Consider the following 16,566-nt stretch of genomic DNA (forward strand, 5'->3'; position numbering starts at 1 on the left):
GAGGAAGACACATGCTTGAAGTTTGTTTGTTAGGCTGTGGCGGGACAAAGCCGCTGCCGGATAGATGGCTAACATCACTGCTTGCGAAATTCAATGGCAAGATGATTCTAATTGATTGTGGGGAGGGCACGCAGATTACGCTGCAAATGCTCGGGTGGGGGATGAAATCCATCGAAGCGATCTGTTTTACGCATTACCACGCGGATCATGTCGTAGGATTGCCGGGCCTTCTGTTATCTATCGGCAATGCGGGGCGAACCGAACCGCTCTTGATCATAGGACCGCCGGGACTTAAAGCGGTTGTGCAGGGGTTAACCGTGATTGCCCCAAAGCTGCCTTTTCCGCTTCATTTAATAGAACTTTCCCCACACGAGCCAGACACGTTAAAAGTGGCGGATGTTGTCCTGCATGTGCTGCCTGTTCTCCATACCGTTCCATGCCTTTCCTACGGTATCGAAATTAAGCGCGGAAGAAAGTTCGATCCGGAAAAAGCCAGGACGCTAGATATTCCTGTATCTCTGTGGAAACGCCTGCAGAATGGGGAAGAAATCTCTGTGGAAGACCGGCTGCTGACTCCGGATATGGTTCTCGGCCCGCCCAGGAGAGGGATCAAGGTTTGCTACTGCACGGACACCCGTCCTATCGAAGAACTCGTCGGTTTTATTGAGAACGCCGACCTTTTTATCTGTGAAGGGATGTACGGTGAGGAGGAGAAACTGCCCAATGCCGAGGAACATAAGCACATGCTTTTTTCAGAAGCCGCTTCCCTTGCCAGTAGGGGCGGAGTAAAGGAACTATGGCTGACCCATTACAGCCCGTCCCTCGCCGATCCTGAAAACTATCTGGGGGCAGCGACAACGATTTTCCCTAATACGAAGCTGGGGGAAGACAGAATGACAACGAGCTTACATTTCGAATAATAGAGACAAAAAATAGGGAGTTGTCCGACTGTTCTTTCCTTCTTCGATTTTGTAAACTATAAGCAATAGAAGGAGGTGAAAAGCAATGAAACGACACCAAGCATTCAAGTTTCATCTCTACCCTACAGTGGAACAGGCAACGCTCATCAACAAGACATTCCCATCCAGTCAGCTATGTTCAATATGTGGATACCGGAACAAGGACGTAAAGAATCTGAACCTGCGTGAATGGGACTGTCCTGAGTGTGGGACGCATCATGACCGCGATGCGAACGCCGCTATCAATATTTTGCGAGAAGGTATGAGACTGTTAGCGTAAGCTAACCAACCGCAGGAACTGTGGAGGTAGCCTGGTGGTACGAACCGGAAAATCATCGTAGATGACCGTACTCATTCTAACGTGGATGGAAGTGGTGATTTTAAGAAATGTCAACAATTTTTGGTTCTTTTATTATTGGTTGGACTGTACTTCTTATCTCCTTCATGCTGATCGGCGGATTTTTCATGTTCCGTAAATTCTTAAAATCGATGCCCAAACAAGATGGAAAATCGGAATTGGATTGGCAGGACTACTATATTGATCAAACACGCGAAATGTGGACCGAGGAGACACAGCAGCTTTTGAACGAACTTGTCCAGCCGGTGCCACAGCTTTTTCGGGATGTCGCGAAACGCAGCATTGCAGCTAAAATCGGTAAATTGGCGTTGGAGCAGGGTGCGAACCAAATTGGCCAGAACCTCGTCGTACAGGGTTATATTATCGCTACTCCTGCACGCGACCACAAATGGTTAGTTGCACACCTTAAAGAAAAGCAAATAGATTTTTCCCCATATAAGCAGTATTTGAAGATAAAAGTAGAGTAAAACGTGGAATTTACAAGAATGCAGGGTTGCCAACACGATATTGCTAAACAAATTTTAATGAGCCCTTTTTTAAGAAGAACTCATTTTTTGATCTCGCATCATGTATTGAAAATTAACTTTTGATTTTTGGCAGTGTATAATAATAATTAGATTTATCAAGATACTATGATAGTGAGAGAGAGACTGTAAGGAGAAAACCATGGGGAAAATTAGTAGAATTTTATTAGGAACAGTTATCGTAAGTTCAATCGGTGGCACTATTCCCTTGCTTTTCACACCAGATGAAACGGTTCGCGCAGATAATTTTATGACAACCTATACAGCTCCATCGAAGGAAGATGCTGACAATGGAAAAGGTCTTGACCAAATCACGTATATTCAACAGCATTTAACCAATAAAAAGGTTCAAAAACCAACGATACCTGTCAGCGACAGCCGGCTAAAGAATGTGCAAAACTTTTTCTCTACATTAGTTCAACCTTTTGAATACGGGATGAAATATGATAGTTCAACCGGGAATGCTACCTATAGCAATGGGTATGTGATTTCAGAAGAGGCACGGGTTACGAGTCGTCCTGTTAAAAAAGATGGAAGTTTTGTAGGGCCAGCGGACGACCAAATTCCGCCCCTTGTTCGAACATTAACGGCTCAACTGGTGGATGTTACAAAACAAGGGTACAGTGACAAAACGGTGTTCGATATCATCGAACGTGCGAATGAGCTGGAACAATTTACGGATAGATTGAATTTTCCGGAGGTTACGGGAATCCTTATCGAACTTAATTCATCCATTCGAAATGACCGTGACTCCTATAACAAAGCGGTTGGAATTATTCAAGAATTAAACCGGCTTGTAAATGCGGATAAGAGTTAGCGCGCCCGGTTGTGCCACGTAAATAAGCTGGCTGACTAGAAAGAGAGTGCAGGATGAGGGCACTCTCTTTTATACTTTACGGAACTCGTTAGTTCGCCGTAGTCTCATGCGTATATTCAATTTCGTCTTTTTCCGGATTGTAATCCACCACAAGATTGGTGTTATCAAAATACCATACGTCTTCTTTCTCCACGAAAAAAATAATACCGTCTATCGTAACAGATACTCCCGCCTCATTCGGGGGTTCTTTTGCCACTCCAAGAGAAAATCCGCTCTGCACCGTACTGCAGCCACCCATTCGAACGAAAAAGCGGAGAGCATCTCCCTGCTGTACATCCATTTCTTTTTTAAACCACGCAACGGCTGATTCTTTTACGAGTAGTTCCATGGGTAATCGTGTCCCCCTCTTTCCTTATCCAATGTGTACAACTAAGACTTTGCTTATTCTTATCATACCACGAATGGAAAGAGGGCTTGTGTCAATGCATCCATTTCAGTTTATCACCATTAACTGCCCTTATGTTTTTGCTTTAAACTGAACGGGTTTTACATCAGGTGTGAGAACGCCAAACGCATACCCTCTTTTTTTCAAATCATGAATGACATCCGGTAAAGCCAGGGCAGAATTTTTATGCCCACCGCCGTCATGAAATAATATAACGAGTCGGGCGTCCTGTTTATCAAGCCGGTTGATCTGGGTAAGGGTAGCGGTTCTTATAGAAGATACAGACATATTTCTTCGATTGCTGTCTGTGCTGTCGATATCCCAGTCAAAAAATACATACCCTTTGCCGCCCATCATCTGTCGGAAAGGTGCCGTAAATCCGGGATACGAACCGTAGGGACAGCGAAAAATATGAGGCCTAATTCCGATATCCTGATAAATAATATCTTCAGCGCGTTTGAAATCGTTCCAGAAACTTTGCGGTTTTTTATAAAGAAGCCGGTAATTATGGGAGTATGTATGATTTCCAATGGAATTTCCCGCCAGATAGTTTTTGGCGAGAAGGTCTTTATTGGCACTGGCGGCTTCCCCGGTAACAAAGAAAGTCGCTTTTATATTTTCTTTTTTTAACGTATCTAATACAAGGGGTGTAACATAACGGTCCGGCCCATCATCAAACGTTAAATACGCGATTTTTCCGGAAGGTTCTTTCTTAGGAAGCGCCGGCTTTATTGGCGGGTGCTGCTGATATTCTTTGTGGGAGAGTACAACAAGGGCCGGATTTTGGGAAAGCGCAGCACTCCCAGTGGGGTGTGTGTAATAATATCCGATGCCTCCAACAATAAATATAAAAAGATAAACGGAAATAAAGAGCAAGATTGTCTGTTTGATAGACACAAAACCACCTCCACTTCTTAAATATTCTGAGGGGTTCGTGTTTATGAGTGGGAATTTGTCTGCTACTGTCAAAAGCTTTATAGTTTAAGTGGTAAAAAATTCATAAGGAGTTTTGTTATAATGATAATAAATAAAAAAAGAAGGAGACGATCATGATTCGTTTGTTTTTGTTTCTAGGCAGCATAAATATGTTTTTATCTGTGGCGCTTGGTGCTTTTGGGGCCCATCAGCTGAAAGGCAGGCTATCTCCCGGCATGCTTGAGATATACCAGACAGGTGTGCATTATCAGATGATACATGGTCTCGCGATTCTGTTTATTGCACTTGTAGGGGAGAAACTGAGCGGCACCCTGCCAACCTGGTCAGGTTGGCTGATGCAGATTGGGATTATCCTTTTTTCAGGAAGTTTATACGCGTTAAGCACGAGCGGCATACGCGTACTTGGTGCAATCACTCCGATTGGCGGTGTCGCTTTCTTGGCGGGCTGGGCGCTTCTCGCTATAGCCGCATTTAAAGGGTAATGTTGTTGAACAAAAAAACAGGGGGCAAAGAACCGGGGTGAACCGCGTTCTTTTGTCTCCTGTTTTTGCTACTCACTTATATTTAAGATTGCATTAATTTGTCCGCCGACAATAATGATCATCCCGGAAAAGTAAAACCACATCATAAGAACGATGACGCCTCCGAGACTTCCGTAGGTCAGGGTGAAATTGTAAAAGTTATTGACATAAAATGAAAATCCGAGGGAAACAACGAGCCAGCCGGCCGCTGCCGTAATAGCTCCCGGCATAACCTGCCTCCACTTTAATTTTTTATTCGGTGCGAAGAAATAGAGGAAAGCAAAGATAATCACAAGGAAAATCAGGCTGAACACCCAACGGAAAAAATTCCACAGCAATACCCCGTCGGGCGGGATGGCGAAATGAGCCGTTGCATACCTTTCGATGGCCTTACCGAAAACGGGTAACAGCAGCGTAATAAAAATCGCGATGACCATGGCAAGGGTAAACAAAATACCCATGCCCCGGGCGATCCAGTACGGCCGCTGTACCTTGATATTATAGGCTTTATCCAGCGCATAGATAATAGCGGTAATCGCGCTCGAAGCAGACCATAACGTTCCAACGAGAGCTAAAACAAGCAGCCAGCCTCGTTTTATATTAATAAACTGGTGAAGATTCGTTTCCAGAAGTTGTGTCACTGATTCAGGAGCTATCCTGGAAACAAAGGAAAGCGCGCTCCCCGTAGAGATAGGCAGGTAACCGAGAAGTGTAAAGGCAAAAATAAAAAACGGGAAAATAGAGAACAGGAAATAATAAGCGAGCTGTGCCGACAGCCCGGCCACATCATCCTGGATAAAGCGAGTAATAAGCTCTTTTATAAAAGGGATAACCCCTTGAACACGTCTTCTTTCATTCATATATTCTCTCCAGTTTCAAACAGGAATTATTTATATCATACCACGAATCAAACCATATCCATTATATTCTATGCCGATCAAACACTAAACATTATCCCGGGGTCGAAAGGAAAAAGGCTCATCACCCCAGCAGGGCCCTATATGGCGAAGCGGATTTTCTGCCAGGCGTTGTCGTTGATAAATTTGAAGATGCTCTTGTGGTCGCCAATGCGTTTGATTTTTTACGGGAAGCGGTCAAAGAAGAGAAATCATGGGATGTCGTTATCCTTGATCCCCCGGCGTTTGTGAAGAATATTATTTAATTTATCTATAAATTTTTTCTTGATTTCTTAAAAATTGCCCGATAGAATAACATACATACAGGTATAAATAATAATTTTTGTGTATAAATAATCAAAAAAGGGGTTGCAATAGTGAGAAAAGGATTGTTATTTATTTTAGTATTGGTTTTAACCGCAGGCTTAACCGCTTGTGGTGCAAAACCGGATATTCCAGCCAGCAGTTCAAGCGGTTCATCGTCTGGTAATTCAACTAAAGACAGTACAACTCAAGGGAACACCCTGGATGCGATTAAAAAGGCGGGAAAAATTACAATTGCTGTAGATGATACATTCCCTCCAATGGAATTTCGTAATGATAAAAATGAACTGGTCGGATTTGATGTTGACCTTGCGAAAGCCATTACAAAGCAGATTGGCGTAGAAGCCAATTTTGTTCCTACCGCCTGGGATGGGATTCTCCCAGGTTTGGATGCCAAAAAATATGATGTCATCATGTCTTCTATGAATATAACCGATGAACGCAAGCAAAAAGTTAATTTTGCGGAATATCTTAAGCTTGGCCAAATTGTGGTTGTAAAAGCGGGAAATCCAAAAGGCATTAAATCTGTTCAGGATCTTAAAGGTAAGGTTGTTGGTGTACAAATGGGGACAACCAGTGAAACGGCGGTTAGAAAAATTGCGGGAATTAAAGACATCAAGACGTATAACGGGTATACGGATGCGTTTAACGATATGGGTCTGGGAAGGCTCGATGCGATTGTTGCCGCAGAGGCGGTTGGCCGTTACTATATGAAGACGAAACCAGGTGTATATGAAGTTGTTGGGGATACGTTCCAAAGTCTGCCGGTTGGGATAGCGGTTCGTAAAGGTGATAAAGACCTGTTAGACGCATTAAACAAGGCTGTCGAAGAAGTGAAAAAGAACGGAGAGTATGCAAAAGTTAGCAAACAGTGGTTTGGTACGGATAAATCTAACGAATAGCAACAGAATCCTGCCTCACCGGGTAAATCGGAACAAGATTGTTCCGATTTACTTTATTTTGTAGATAAAAAAGTATTCTTTATTGGACGCGTATGTAATTTTTAAGGAGGAATTTTTTTGTCTGATTTTTTAAGTTTTTCAATCACTTACTTGCCGTATTTGCTCCAGGGTGCGCTTGTAACGGTTGAAATTGCCGCTTTGTCTGTTATTATCGGGTCTCTTTTGGGAGTACTGGTTGGGTTGGGAAGGGTTTCTCATAACCGGCTCTTTTCCCAGATTAGCCGGTTTTATATATGGGTAATCAGGGGAACCCCTCTTTTACTGCAATTATTGTTTATTCATTTTGCCCTGCCGACGATCAATGACGCGCTTACCTTTCCGCCTTTTGTTTCCGCCACGATTGCCCTTTCGATGAACGCCGCCGCTTATATTGGCGAGATTACGAGGGGAGCTATTCAATCGATTGATAAAGGCCAGATGGAAGCAGCCCGTTCTCTGGGGATGAGTTATGGAATGGGCATGCGCCGAATTATTGTTCCACAGGCGTTTCGCCGCATGTTACCTCCCCTGGGAAATGAATTTATTGCTCTGATAAAAGAATCGTCCCTCGTATCGACCATTGCTTTGTATGAACTTCTGCGTACTGGACAGCAAATTATAAGCAGTACCTTCCGCTATATAGAGGTTTTCATCCTTGTCGGTATTATCTACCTTGTATTGACAACCGTGATGACCTATTTCGTTGGAATCATCGAGAAAAAAATGGGGGCATATGAATGATTCGTTGTGAAAATGTTAAAAAACGTTTCGGTGATGTAGAGGTGCTAAAGGGAATTGATTTGCGAGTAGAAGCCGGTGAAGTTGTTGTTATTATTGGACCCAGCGGATCTGGGAAAAGCACGTTTCTTCGTTGCTTGAATTATTTGGAGAAGATTGATAATGGCATGGTTCATGTGAATGGCAAACTTCTCGGAAAAAGGGAAGTTGGCGGCAGACTGGTCGAAGACAAAGAAAAGCATATTAACAAACTGCGGGAAGATATCGGAATGGTTTTCCAACAATTCAATCTTTTTCCTCATATGACCGCCCTGGGTAATGTAATTGAAGCTCCTGTGATGGTTAAGAAGATGTCGAAGGATCAAGCCGTCAAAAAAGGGCTGGAACTGTTGGACAAAGTTGGATTAAAAGAGAAGGCCAATGAGTATCCGAATCGTTTGTCCGGGGGGCAAAAACAAAGGGTAGCTATCGCTAGAGCACTTGCTATGAATCCTAAAATCATGTTGTTTGATGAACCGACATCTGCTTTAGACCCGGAATTGGTCGGGGAAGTTCTTCAAGTAATGAAACAGTTGGCCAAAGAAGGAATGACAATGGTAGTTGTAACTCACGAGATGGGATTTGCCCGAGAGGTAGCTGACCGTGTAATTTTTATGGACGGCGGCTACATTGTTGAGCAGGGTCCGCCTCAGGAAGTGTTTACGAATCCACAGCATGTAAGAACGCGAGAATTCCTTAGCCATATTCGTTAATAAGGAGGAGGGAATAGAATGAAAAATGATACTCAGGCAAAACATAAAGTAACAGAAAGAATTCTGCAGTTGGCCGATCACTGGCATTCCCGTTTGGTAGAGATCCGGAGAGAGTTTCACATGTACCCTGAGTTAAGCAATCAGGAATTCCGCACAACTTCGAGAATTAACGAAATGCTTCAGGAATTCTCGATCGAAAAGATAGAAACAAATCTGACGACAGGTACGGCAGCCATTCTGCACGGAAAACAGGACGGCCCTGTCATTGCCATTCGGGCCGATATTGATGCTCTGCCGATTCAGGAAGAAAATGAGTGGAAATTCAAATCGAAACATGAAGGGATTAGCCATGCCTGCGGTCACGATTTTCATACCGCAATAGCGATAGGAGCCGCCTTAATCCTGCGCGATTTACAGGACGAATTTCCGGGTAAGCAGTTGCCGGGCTCGGTGAAATTTTTCTTTCAGCCGGCAGAGGAAACGGAAGGCGGCGCGGAATCAATGATTCATGCAGGCCTTCTGCAGAATCCTTCTGTGAATGCCATAATCGGGCTGCATAATAAGCCCGAAATTCCCGCCGGAACGATTGGGATAAAAGAAGGTTTTTTGATGGGCAGCGTGGATGACTTTCGCATTTGCATTAAGGGGAAAGGGGGGCATGCGGCTCTTCCTGAAAAGACCATCGATCCGATTGTGATCGGTTCGGCCGTTGTGCAGCTTTTGCAGACGATTGTGAGCCGGGCCGTTTCCCCTTTAGAGTCTGCTGTTGTCACGGTCGGGCAATTTCACGCCGGCCATGCTACGAACGTCATTCCAAACGAAGCGGTAATCGCCGGAACCGTGCGAACATCGAGTCCGGCGATACAAAACCGGATTGAGAACCTGCTTACGCAATCCGTTCGCCAAACGGTAGAGGCGATGGGGGGCAAAGCTGAAATCGAATACGCACGCTTATACCCGCCCGTTGTAAATGATGCGAAGGTGGCGGCGGTTTTGAAGCAATCGGCTGTGAAAATCGTCGGCGCTACCCATACTCTGGAAGCTGAACCAACGATGGGGGGAGAAGACTTTTCCTTCTTCCAGTTGGAGGTTCCCGGATGCTATTACTGGCTCGGTACCGGCAATCCGGAAAAAGGTGTGATACATGGCTGGCATCATCCTGAATTTAAAGTGGATGAAGAGGCGATTAAAACAGGCTCGGCTATGATGGCCCAGTCTGTTCTGGACCTGATGGACAAGTTGAAATAAATGACAGGCGGGTTTAGGCGAGCTATTGTGAACTTCTCTTTTCCGGAGGTACTAATGAGTTTTTATTTTTTGGAGGTTTATATGTAGGGGTAACAGGCATAGCAGTGAGTGGATGTATCCTTATCATTATTCTGTTGGTTAAACGAAAATCAATACTACAACATTACAACGAAAATAAGCAATAACTTGCAAGAAGGAAAAGAGCTCATTGAGCTCTTTTCCTATCAGTCTATCCTTATGTCTCCGCATGCCTTTTTCCTTCCTGTCGTCTATTTTTCGCCGGCAGAGAAGTGATCAAGACCCCGAGGAGAATTAAGCACCCTCCGATAAAAAACGTGGAACCGAGCTGTTCGCCAAGAATCAGCCAGCCGAGCAACGCACCGACAACCGGCTGAAGGAAGAAAAAGAGAGATCCGGTTCCCGCCTCCACAAGCTGCATGCCCTTATTCCAGAGAAAGAAAGCCCCGGCAGTAGAAACCACCCCAAGGTAAAGCACAGACAGCCAGACCGAGAGCTGATTGAGTCCGGTTACCGGGAGAAAACGCCACTCGACAACCATCGCAGGCGTAGTAAAAATGCCCGCCCACAGTATCGCGTACGTCGTAATGAGAAGGGGCGAATACCGGTCGGATGCTTTTTTCGCCAGGACGGAGAGCAGCCCCCATGTCAGGGCGGCGCCGATTAAAGCAAGATTGCCGACCATCGCGGAACGGCTCATTTCAAAAGCTCCCCCCCACCCCACTACAATGATCACTCCGATAGAGGCAAGCAGGACGGACAATATTTTCTTGCCGGTAAGTGCTTCGCCGAGCATGAAGTAGGCAAAAACCACGATAAAAGTGGGACTTGCTGATGTGAGGATGGCACCCATATGGGCGGATGACAGCCATGTGCCGATAAACTGCAGGCCGACGGAAAGAAAATAGCCGGTAAAGCCAATCCTCATAAACAGATACCGATCCGAAGGAAGGGGACGGGAAAGCCTTTGTTTTTTTACCAGGAGCCATAGAACGACAAATCCGACAAAATACCTCATCCACAGCAGGGTAAAAGGCGGAATATGGCTCAGAGCTATTTTGCTGATTACATACATACCACCCCAAATACTGGCGGCGGTTCCTAAGGCGAGACATCCGATCAGGATGTTTTTATTGTCATCTTTCATTTACACATACCTCCGTTTTGCAATGATGTTTGCGATAACGGGGTACGCTGCCCCCGTTACTAGATGCGGAGGCTGGGTACATCGCGTTCGGTGCGAATCGGTTTCATAGCAGTAACTCCTTTCGCTTGGATTCTTCCTTCCATTTTACAATCTATGCCTTTCTTCAACAAGCTTGGATACGCTGCTGTGAGAATTGTCGGACGATTTATGAGCCACACGTTCCTTTTTTGTTCTATACTTAAACATAAGATAAAACGCGAGGAGGAAGGAAAATGAATCAATCGGTTGAAGTAGAGGTGTTTACTTATTATAAAGAAGGAATTTTACAGCTTATTTTGCTTGGAGGGAATATCATTTCCCTAACCATGGAAAAAGCAAAAAATATATTCCCCCTTCTGGCTGCTCTCGGTTCCGGTATGAGTAAGAGTGTTCAGCGTTTCAATATTGCGGCGCTGCACACACATAAAGCAGGAAAAGGCCAGAAGAGAAACAGAAACGAATCGTTGAATGGCTCCCATGGTTTTGTGAATTATACGTTTTTTCCAAATCGCGGCTTGTCGTACGTTCCCACGGGATAATCTGGACGGAGGTAATATTCGCTGCCTGGAAATGCTATAATGAGAGGAGGTAAATTTTCCAAATAGAAAGGTAAATATAATGAGCGCCATATTAGAAGTGAATCAAGTAACGGGCGGCTACAGCAAAAACAGGCCGGTCATTCATAATCTTACGTTTAATGTGCACCCGCGTGAGATGGTCGGTCTGATCGGCCTTAACGGAGCGGGAAAGAGTACCACCATTAAACATATTTTAGGACTGCTGGAACCTGTGGCAGGTTCGGTTCTTGTCAATCAGAAATCCCTTCACGAAGCTCCGGAAGCTTACCGATCGTCTTATACCTACGTTCCTGAAACCCCCCTTGTATACGATGATTTAACGTTGTATGAACACCTCGAAGTGACGGCTATGGCTTATAATCTCAATAAAGAAACGTTTCAAGAGCGGGTTTCCATTCTGCTGGATGAATTCAATATGAAAGACAAACAGAATATGTTTCCCCGCCATATGTCAAAGGGGATGCGGCAGAAGCTCATGATTATGAGTGCATTTCTTGTACAGCCTTCCCTCTATATTATTGATGAGCCTTTCGTGGGCCTTGACCCGCTCGGAATTCGTTCACTGCTGGATTTAATGGTAAAAATGAAGAACACCGGTGCCGGTATTCTGATGAGTTCCCACATCCTTTCTACGGTTGAACGATATTGTGACCGGTTTATTATTCTGCACAATGGCCGGATTAAAGCGGTCGGTACACTGGCGGAAATACGGGCGCAGGCCAATCTGCCTGATTTCACATTAGAGGAAATATTTTACGAGTTAACAAAGGACGAGCAGGCATGATGAGTCCGGTAGAACTGTGGAAGAAGCGGGCGGGACTTTTCTGGAAGGAAGCGCTGCGGTATTTTCGCTATATCGGAAATAGTGGAACGCTTACCTTCTTTGGATTTGCTTTTATTGTCGGCGCCTACTATTACGGCCAATTGTTGAAGTGGCTGCCAACCGATTATCCTGTGGAATGGGGGATCGCGTTTGTTTTTTCGCTTATTCTAACGATAAGTCCCGTACGAACATTTCTGAAAGAGGCGGATTTGGTTTTTCTTCTTCCGGTTGAATGGAGGATGGACGGCTATTTCCGGCATTCGTTACGGTATAGTTTTATCTTTCAGGCGATCTATATAGTGATGGTCCTTCTGGTTTTATGGCCGCTGTATACGCACCGGATGGGGCCGAATGCCATGCCTTTCTATGCTCTGCTTGTTTTCCTGTTGATCATAAAAGGAGCCAATCTTCTCGCAGCCTGGCAGGAGCAGCGGCTGCGGGAAGGAAGACACATTACGTTTCATGTAATCGTCCGCTTCGCTGCGACACTGTCGGTTATGCTTGTGCTCTTTTGCCGCGGCGTGTATATGGAAGTGGCCGTTTTAAGTTTGATTTACCTGGGCGGGGGCTGGTTGTATTATCGCTTACTCGGAAAGAGATATGTAAACTGGGAACAGCTTCTCACGGCTGAAAAGGCTTCATTGGCACGGTTTTATCATGTTGTGAACTGGTTTGTCGATGTCCCTGGAATGGAAACACGGATACATAACCGTCCGCTTTTTCCCTCATTTGTTGACCGGTTAGCGTTCGAGCAGAAGAATACGTATACTTATTTATACGGAAAAACGTTTGTCCGTTCAGATTTATTCGGAATGGTCGTTCGGTTAACCCTTGTGGCCTTTCTGTTAATCTGGGCGATCCCGGGGGATGTGGGAAAAGGTATTATCTATGTGCTGTTTCTTTATATGACCGGCGTACAGCTTTCGACGCTTCGCCAGTATCACCGGGACAGTTTCTGGGGCCATATTTACCCGCTGCGGGAACGGTTTCGTAAAGAGGCCTTGGTGAAGATCATTTATCGGGTCATGGCAGCACAGACAGCCGTTCTGTTTATTGTGCTGCTTGTTACCGGTATGCGCATCGGGCCCGGACTGGCTGCGCTGCTCATTGGATTTGGCATCTCGTATGGGTACAGCCATAAAATTTTTGTCAAACGGCTGTGAATGGAATGTTTCGGATGATGAAATGAAAAAAGCAGCCCGTGATTACGAAAAAGACAGGGCTGCTTTTTGGTTCATTTGGTCGCCAAACAGAGTTCGAAATTCCTGCGAAATTATTGCACACTGGTTTTATATTCCCGCAACCAGTGATCAATCTGTATCAGGTAGGCGAAGAACTGGGGAACATTCATCAACTGGCCGAACCACGGCATATGCATACCCGATACATCGGCCTGTGCAAAATTGCGTACGGCTTCCTGATTAATAAAAGGCAGCAGCGGGGATGAAGCATCATCAAGAATTTGCAGCACTCTTGCCTGAACGGCTTTAAGGTAGGAAGGATTATGTGTTTTTGGATATGGGCTTTTGCGGCGGGTTAATACATCATCCGGCAGCATTCCGGAAAGAGCGCGTCGGAGAATGCCTTTGGCTTGCTGTCCATATGTTTTCATGGACCATGGGACATTCCACATATATTCAACGAGACGATGGTCACAGAAAGGCACCCTCACTTCAAGGCCGACAGCCATACTCATCCGATCTTTCCGATCCAGCAGCGTTGGCATCCACCGCGTCAAATTCAAGTAGAATATCTCACGAATCCGGGCTTCATGCGGATCTTCGCCTGGCAAACGGGGAACTTCCTCGAGCGCTTCCTGATAACGGCGGGTGACATAACTCTCGGGTTGAATTCTTTCCCTTAGTTCATTAGAGAAGAATTTTACTTTTTCCTTCAGGTTGTGTGACCATGGGAACGTAGTGGCATTCAAAGCGTCCTCCCGGTGGAACCAGGGGTATCCGCCGAATACTTCATCCGCACATTCGCCCGACAGGGCTACGGTTGCCTGTTTTTTAATTTCCCGACAGAAAAGATAAAGAGAGCCGTCAATATCCGTCATTCCCGGTAAATCGCGTCCATGGACGGCAACCTGCAACGAGTCGATAAGCTGCGGGGTATCAAAGTAGACGTCACAGTGTTCGGTTTCAAGGTAGGAAGCTACACGCTTCACCCATGGCGCATCCGCATTTGGCTGAAATTCATTTGGCCGGAAATGAATTTCATTATCGACATAGTCTACCGAAAAGGTACGCAGGGTTGGCTTTCCGGCTACACGGTAAGCCTGCGCGGAAAAAGCGGTAATCGCGCTTGAATCGATCCCGCCTGACAGGAGGGTGCACACTGGAACGTCCGCGACGAGTTGCCTTGTCACGCAGTCCTGAAATAACTCACGAATATGCCGGGTCGTTGTATCCAAGTCATCTTCATGAACCCTGCTTTCCAGTGACCAGTAAGCCTTCGTCCGCAGGCCCTGGCGGTCAAAACGTAGAAAATGCCCGGGGAGAAGTTCATTCACATTATGAAAGACGCCAAAACCCGGTGTCCTTGCGGGTCCGAGCGCAAAAATTTCTGCCAGCCCTTCCGTTCGTATCTCAGGTTTGACAGAAGGGTGGGCCAGCAGCGCCTTTAGTTCTGAACCGAAAATAAGTTGGCTGTTCCTGTGTGCGTAGAAAAGGGGTTTTACGCCGAGGCGATCTCTCGCCATAAAAAATTTCTGTTCTTCTTCCGTCCAGATGCCAAATGCAAAAATTCCATTTAATCGATCAAGGCAGCTTTCTCCCCATTCTATATAAGAAACAAGCAGAACTTCTGTATCGGAAGTTGTGGTAAAATGATGGCCTCTTGCCCGCAATTCGTTGCGTAAATCATCCGTGTTGTAGAGTTCGCCATTATAAACCATAACATATGTTTTTCCGCCAAGCGTCCGAATCATTGGTTGTGATCCGCCCGCCGGGTCGACCACAATGAGACGACGATGAGCGAATGCGGCATGGCGCGTCGTCCATACCCCTTCACTGTCCGGTCCACGGGGAATTAACGTCTTTGACATCCCATCCAATGTCTCCGTTTGCTGGGACACATCTTCATTCCAATCAATCCAGCCTGTAAATCCGCACATCTTATCTCCCTCCACTTCTGGGCGGTTATTACCCTTATACTGACCTATACTATGCAGGAGCCCATTGATTGGATACTTGGCTGATAAAAAAAGTAACAATGTCTGATAATTTTCTGTCTCTCGTAAATAATAACCTTATAATCATTTATTCTAATGGGGGGTGATGTAATGGCAAACAAGCCACCGGAGAATAACAGGGAACCTAATGAAAAGGGCGGGGTAGGCAATCCGAATCCGCACCAGGCGCGAGCTCCGTATGTCGGGCAGTCTCAGCAGGATGTAGATGCGCCTTTTACGAACGAATACGGCGTGGTTATAGGGGATAGCTTTTATGACTCGTCCAATTCACCTTTAAATCATTGGAGCGAAGAAACTGACCCCGCGATTATGTCAGGCGATCAGTGGGTTCATCCCACTAATGACATAGGATGGAATACTGCAGAGAATCAGGAATTGCGGCAAAAAGGCATCGTACCGCAGGGCGGGCGCTTCATGCACCCCACAAGGGATGTTGGTTATAGAAAAGATTAGCATAGTAACGCTTCTGGGAATTTGTGCCCGGAGGCGTTAAATTTTTTTTCTTGTTATGCAATTTTTTCATTTCCATAAAGCGATAAGAATATTATACTAGGTCTAAATGAGTGAATTTTTCATTGCTGTATACGAAAGATAACTTGGCTGGTGCCAAGCCAAGGGCGCAGGCGGATAGCCTTCGTTCTACTTATGTGTATAGGAAAAGTATACTCTCCTATACGCTAAAAAAGATAAAAATGAAACGTAAAGTATTCGATAACTTAATAGAGGAATGAATGCGTGTTCGTTGAATTGCTCTATAAGGGAGAGGTGAAGAAATGGAAATGAACCAGTATCTGGACATGTTTATCGAGGAGTCGAAGGAACATATCCAGGCGATTAATGACCATTTGTTAGAGCTCGAAAATGACCCGGAAAATACGGATATTGTAAATGAAATCTTTCGTTCTGCCCATACATTAAAAGGGATGGCGGCAACCATGGGCTTCGAAGACATGACCACGCTCACCCACGAAATGGAAAATGTTCTTGACCAGGTCCGCAACCATAAGCTGGTTGTCAATAGCGATATCATGGACGTGATTTTTCACTGTGTTGACCTGCTCGAAGGCATGGTGTATTCCATTGCAGGCGGTGGCGACGGCAAAGAAGATGTGTCCCAGGTTGTGGCCCAGCTGCAGGCCATTTTAAAAGGGGAAACGCCTGCTTCCACCCCCGCAAAAGCAGGGAATTCGCCGGATATAGCGGCCGGCGAACAAGGCGCGGCGGGCTTGGCGGAAGGGGAGGAAGAACCTGCGGCAGCCGCTTCGGCTTCGGCCATTCCGGCTGATGCGTTTGATGAATATGAACT

Annotated in this window: 19 protein-coding genes; 14 read left to right on the top strand and 5 right to left on the bottom strand. The window is 45.6% G+C overall.

The genetic code is table 11. The features are described from left to right. The first annotated feature begins 11 nt into the window (after positions 1-11). From H525_RS0112035 to H525_RS0112050, 4 genes are all read left to right on the top strand, one after another. Positions 12-920, top strand: a complete 909-nt coding sequence (locus tag H525_RS0112035; protein WP_027416430.1) for a ribonuclease Z — start codon at positions 12-14, stop codon at positions 918-920. A gap of 85 nt (positions 921-1,005) precedes the next feature. Then, on the top strand, positions 1,006-1,239 hold the full coding sequence (locus H525_RS0112040; protein WP_027416431.1) for a zinc ribbon domain-containing protein: 234 nt from the start codon (positions 1,006-1,008) through the stop codon (positions 1,237-1,239). Between the two features lie 107 nt (positions 1,240-1,346). After that, positions 1,347-1,784 carry a DUF2621 family protein gene (locus tag H525_RS0112045; RefSeq protein WP_027416432.1) on the top strand — a complete coding sequence of 146 codons (438 nt, stop codon included), beginning with the start codon at positions 1,347-1,349 and terminating at the stop codon, positions 1,782-1,784. 199 nt (positions 1,785-1,983) lie between these two features. Next, the gene (locus H525_RS0112050; RefSeq protein WP_027416433.1) at positions 1,984-2,658 is read left to right on the top strand and encodes a hypothetical protein; all 675 of its coding nucleotides are present in this window, start codon (positions 1,984-1,986) and stop codon (positions 2,656-2,658) included. 88 nt (positions 2,659-2,746) lie between these two features. Here the strand turns inward: H525_RS0112050 and H525_RS0112055 are convergent, their stop codons facing one another. Together H525_RS0112055 and H525_RS23830 are read right to left on the bottom strand one after the other, a co-directional pair. Then, positions 2,747-3,046, bottom strand: a complete 300-nt coding sequence (locus H525_RS0112055; RefSeq protein ID WP_027416434.1) for a HesB/YadR/YfhF family protein — start codon at positions 3,044-3,046, stop codon at positions 2,747-2,749. Between the two features lie 129 nt (positions 3,047-3,175). Further along, positions 3,176-4,000, bottom strand: coding sequence for a polysaccharide deacetylase family protein (locus H525_RS23830; protein WP_051330996.1), 825 nt, complete (start codon positions 3,998-4,000; stop codon positions 3,176-3,178). Positions 4,001-4,152: 152 nt separating this feature from the next. Between H525_RS23830 and H525_RS0112065 the strand changes: the two genes are divergently transcribed. Further along, positions 4,153-4,521 carry a DUF423 domain-containing protein gene (locus H525_RS0112065; protein ID WP_035100868.1) on the top strand — a complete coding sequence of 123 codons (369 nt, stop codon included), beginning with the start codon at positions 4,153-4,155 and terminating at the stop codon, positions 4,519-4,521. 68 nt (positions 4,522-4,589) lie between these two features. Here H525_RS0112065 and H525_RS0112070 read toward each other — a convergent pair whose 3' ends face one another. Then, complete coding sequence (locus H525_RS0112070) at positions 4,590-5,420, bottom strand: YihY/virulence factor BrkB family protein (protein ID WP_027416436.1); 831 nt, start codon at positions 5,418-5,420, stop codon at positions 4,590-4,592. A gap of 413 nt (positions 5,421-5,833) precedes the next feature. Between H525_RS0112070 and H525_RS0112080 the strand changes: the two genes are divergently transcribed. The 4 genes from H525_RS0112080 to H525_RS0112095 all read left to right on the top strand — a co-directional run bounded on the left by H525_RS0112080 (position 5,834) and on the right by H525_RS0112095 (position 9,459). Further along, positions 5,834-6,682, top strand: a complete 849-nt coding sequence (locus H525_RS0112080; protein WP_035100870.1) for a basic amino acid ABC transporter substrate-binding protein — start codon at positions 5,834-5,836, stop codon at positions 6,680-6,682. Positions 6,683-6,799: 117 nt separating this feature from the next. Then, a complete protein-coding gene (locus H525_RS0112085) occupies positions 6,800-7,462 on the top strand; it encodes an amino acid ABC transporter permease (RefSeq protein ID WP_027416438.1) in 663 nt (220 codons plus the stop codon). Beyond that, positions 7,459-8,211: an ectoine/hydroxyectoine ABC transporter ATP-binding protein EhuA gene (ehuA, locus tag H525_RS0112090; RefSeq protein ID WP_027416439.1), complete on the top strand. Its 753-nt coding sequence runs from the start codon at positions 7,459-7,461 to the stop codon at positions 8,209-8,211. Before H525_RS0112085 ends, ehuA begins: the two co-directional genes overlap by 4 nt. A gap of 18 nt (positions 8,212-8,229) precedes the next feature. Further along, positions 8,230-9,459, top strand: coding sequence for a M20 metallopeptidase family protein (locus H525_RS0112095; RefSeq protein WP_035100872.1), 1,230 nt, complete (start codon positions 8,230-8,232; stop codon positions 9,457-9,459). A 235-nt stretch (positions 9,460-9,694) separates the two neighbouring features. On the opposite strand, the gene H525_RS0112100 is transcribed toward H525_RS0112095, so the two are convergent. Further along, positions 9,695-10,624, bottom strand: coding sequence for a DMT family transporter (locus H525_RS0112100; protein ID WP_027416441.1), 930 nt, complete (start codon positions 10,622-10,624; stop codon positions 9,695-9,697). 272 nt (positions 10,625-10,896) lie between these two features. Here H525_RS0112100 and H525_RS0112105 point away from each other — a divergent pair, with 272 nt between their 5' ends. The 3 genes from H525_RS0112105 (at position 10,897) to H525_RS0112115 (ending at position 13,227) form a co-directional block, all read left to right on the top strand. Beyond that, complete coding sequence (locus H525_RS0112105; protein WP_027416442.1) at positions 10,897-11,202, top strand: hypothetical protein; 306 nt, start codon at positions 10,897-10,899, stop codon at positions 11,200-11,202. Between the two features lie 79 nt (positions 11,203-11,281). Continuing rightward, positions 11,282-12,025 (top strand): ABC transporter ATP-binding protein, encoded by a 744-nt coding sequence (locus tag H525_RS0112110; protein ID WP_027416443.1) that lies wholly within the window; start codon positions 11,282-11,284, stop codon positions 12,023-12,025. Further along, entirely contained in the window at positions 12,022-13,227 is a 1,206-nt protein-coding gene (locus H525_RS0112115; RefSeq protein ID WP_027416444.1) for an ABC transporter permease, read from the top strand. Before H525_RS0112110 ends, H525_RS0112115 begins: the two co-directional genes overlap by 4 nt. Positions 13,228-13,337: 110 nt before the next feature. Here H525_RS0112115 and asnB read toward each other — a convergent pair whose 3' ends face one another. Beyond that, positions 13,338-15,182 carry an asparagine synthase (glutamine-hydrolyzing) gene (gene asnB, locus H525_RS0112120; RefSeq protein ID WP_027416445.1) on the bottom strand — a complete coding sequence of 615 codons (1,845 nt, stop codon included), beginning with the start codon at positions 15,180-15,182 and terminating at the stop codon, positions 13,338-13,340. Between the two features lie 168 nt (positions 15,183-15,350). Here asnB and H525_RS0112125 point away from each other — a divergent pair, with 168 nt between their 5' ends. Both H525_RS0112125 and H525_RS25620 read left to right on the top strand, forming a co-directional pair. After that, positions 15,351-15,713, top strand: a complete 363-nt coding sequence (locus H525_RS0112125) for a DUF3905 domain-containing protein (protein WP_027416446.1) — start codon at positions 15,351-15,353, stop codon at positions 15,711-15,713. A 320-nt stretch (positions 15,714-16,033) separates the two neighbouring features. Beyond that, a partial coding sequence (locus H525_RS25620) for an Hpt domain-containing protein (protein ID WP_027416447.1) occupies positions 16,034-16,566 on the top strand: 533 nt, incomplete at its 3' end.

This window comes from Aneurinibacillus terranovensis DSM 18919, assembly GCF_000430625.1.
In the GTDB taxonomy this organism is placed as follows: Bacteria; Bacillota; Bacilli; order Aneurinibacillales; family Aneurinibacillaceae; genus Aneurinibacillus_B; species Aneurinibacillus_B terranovensis.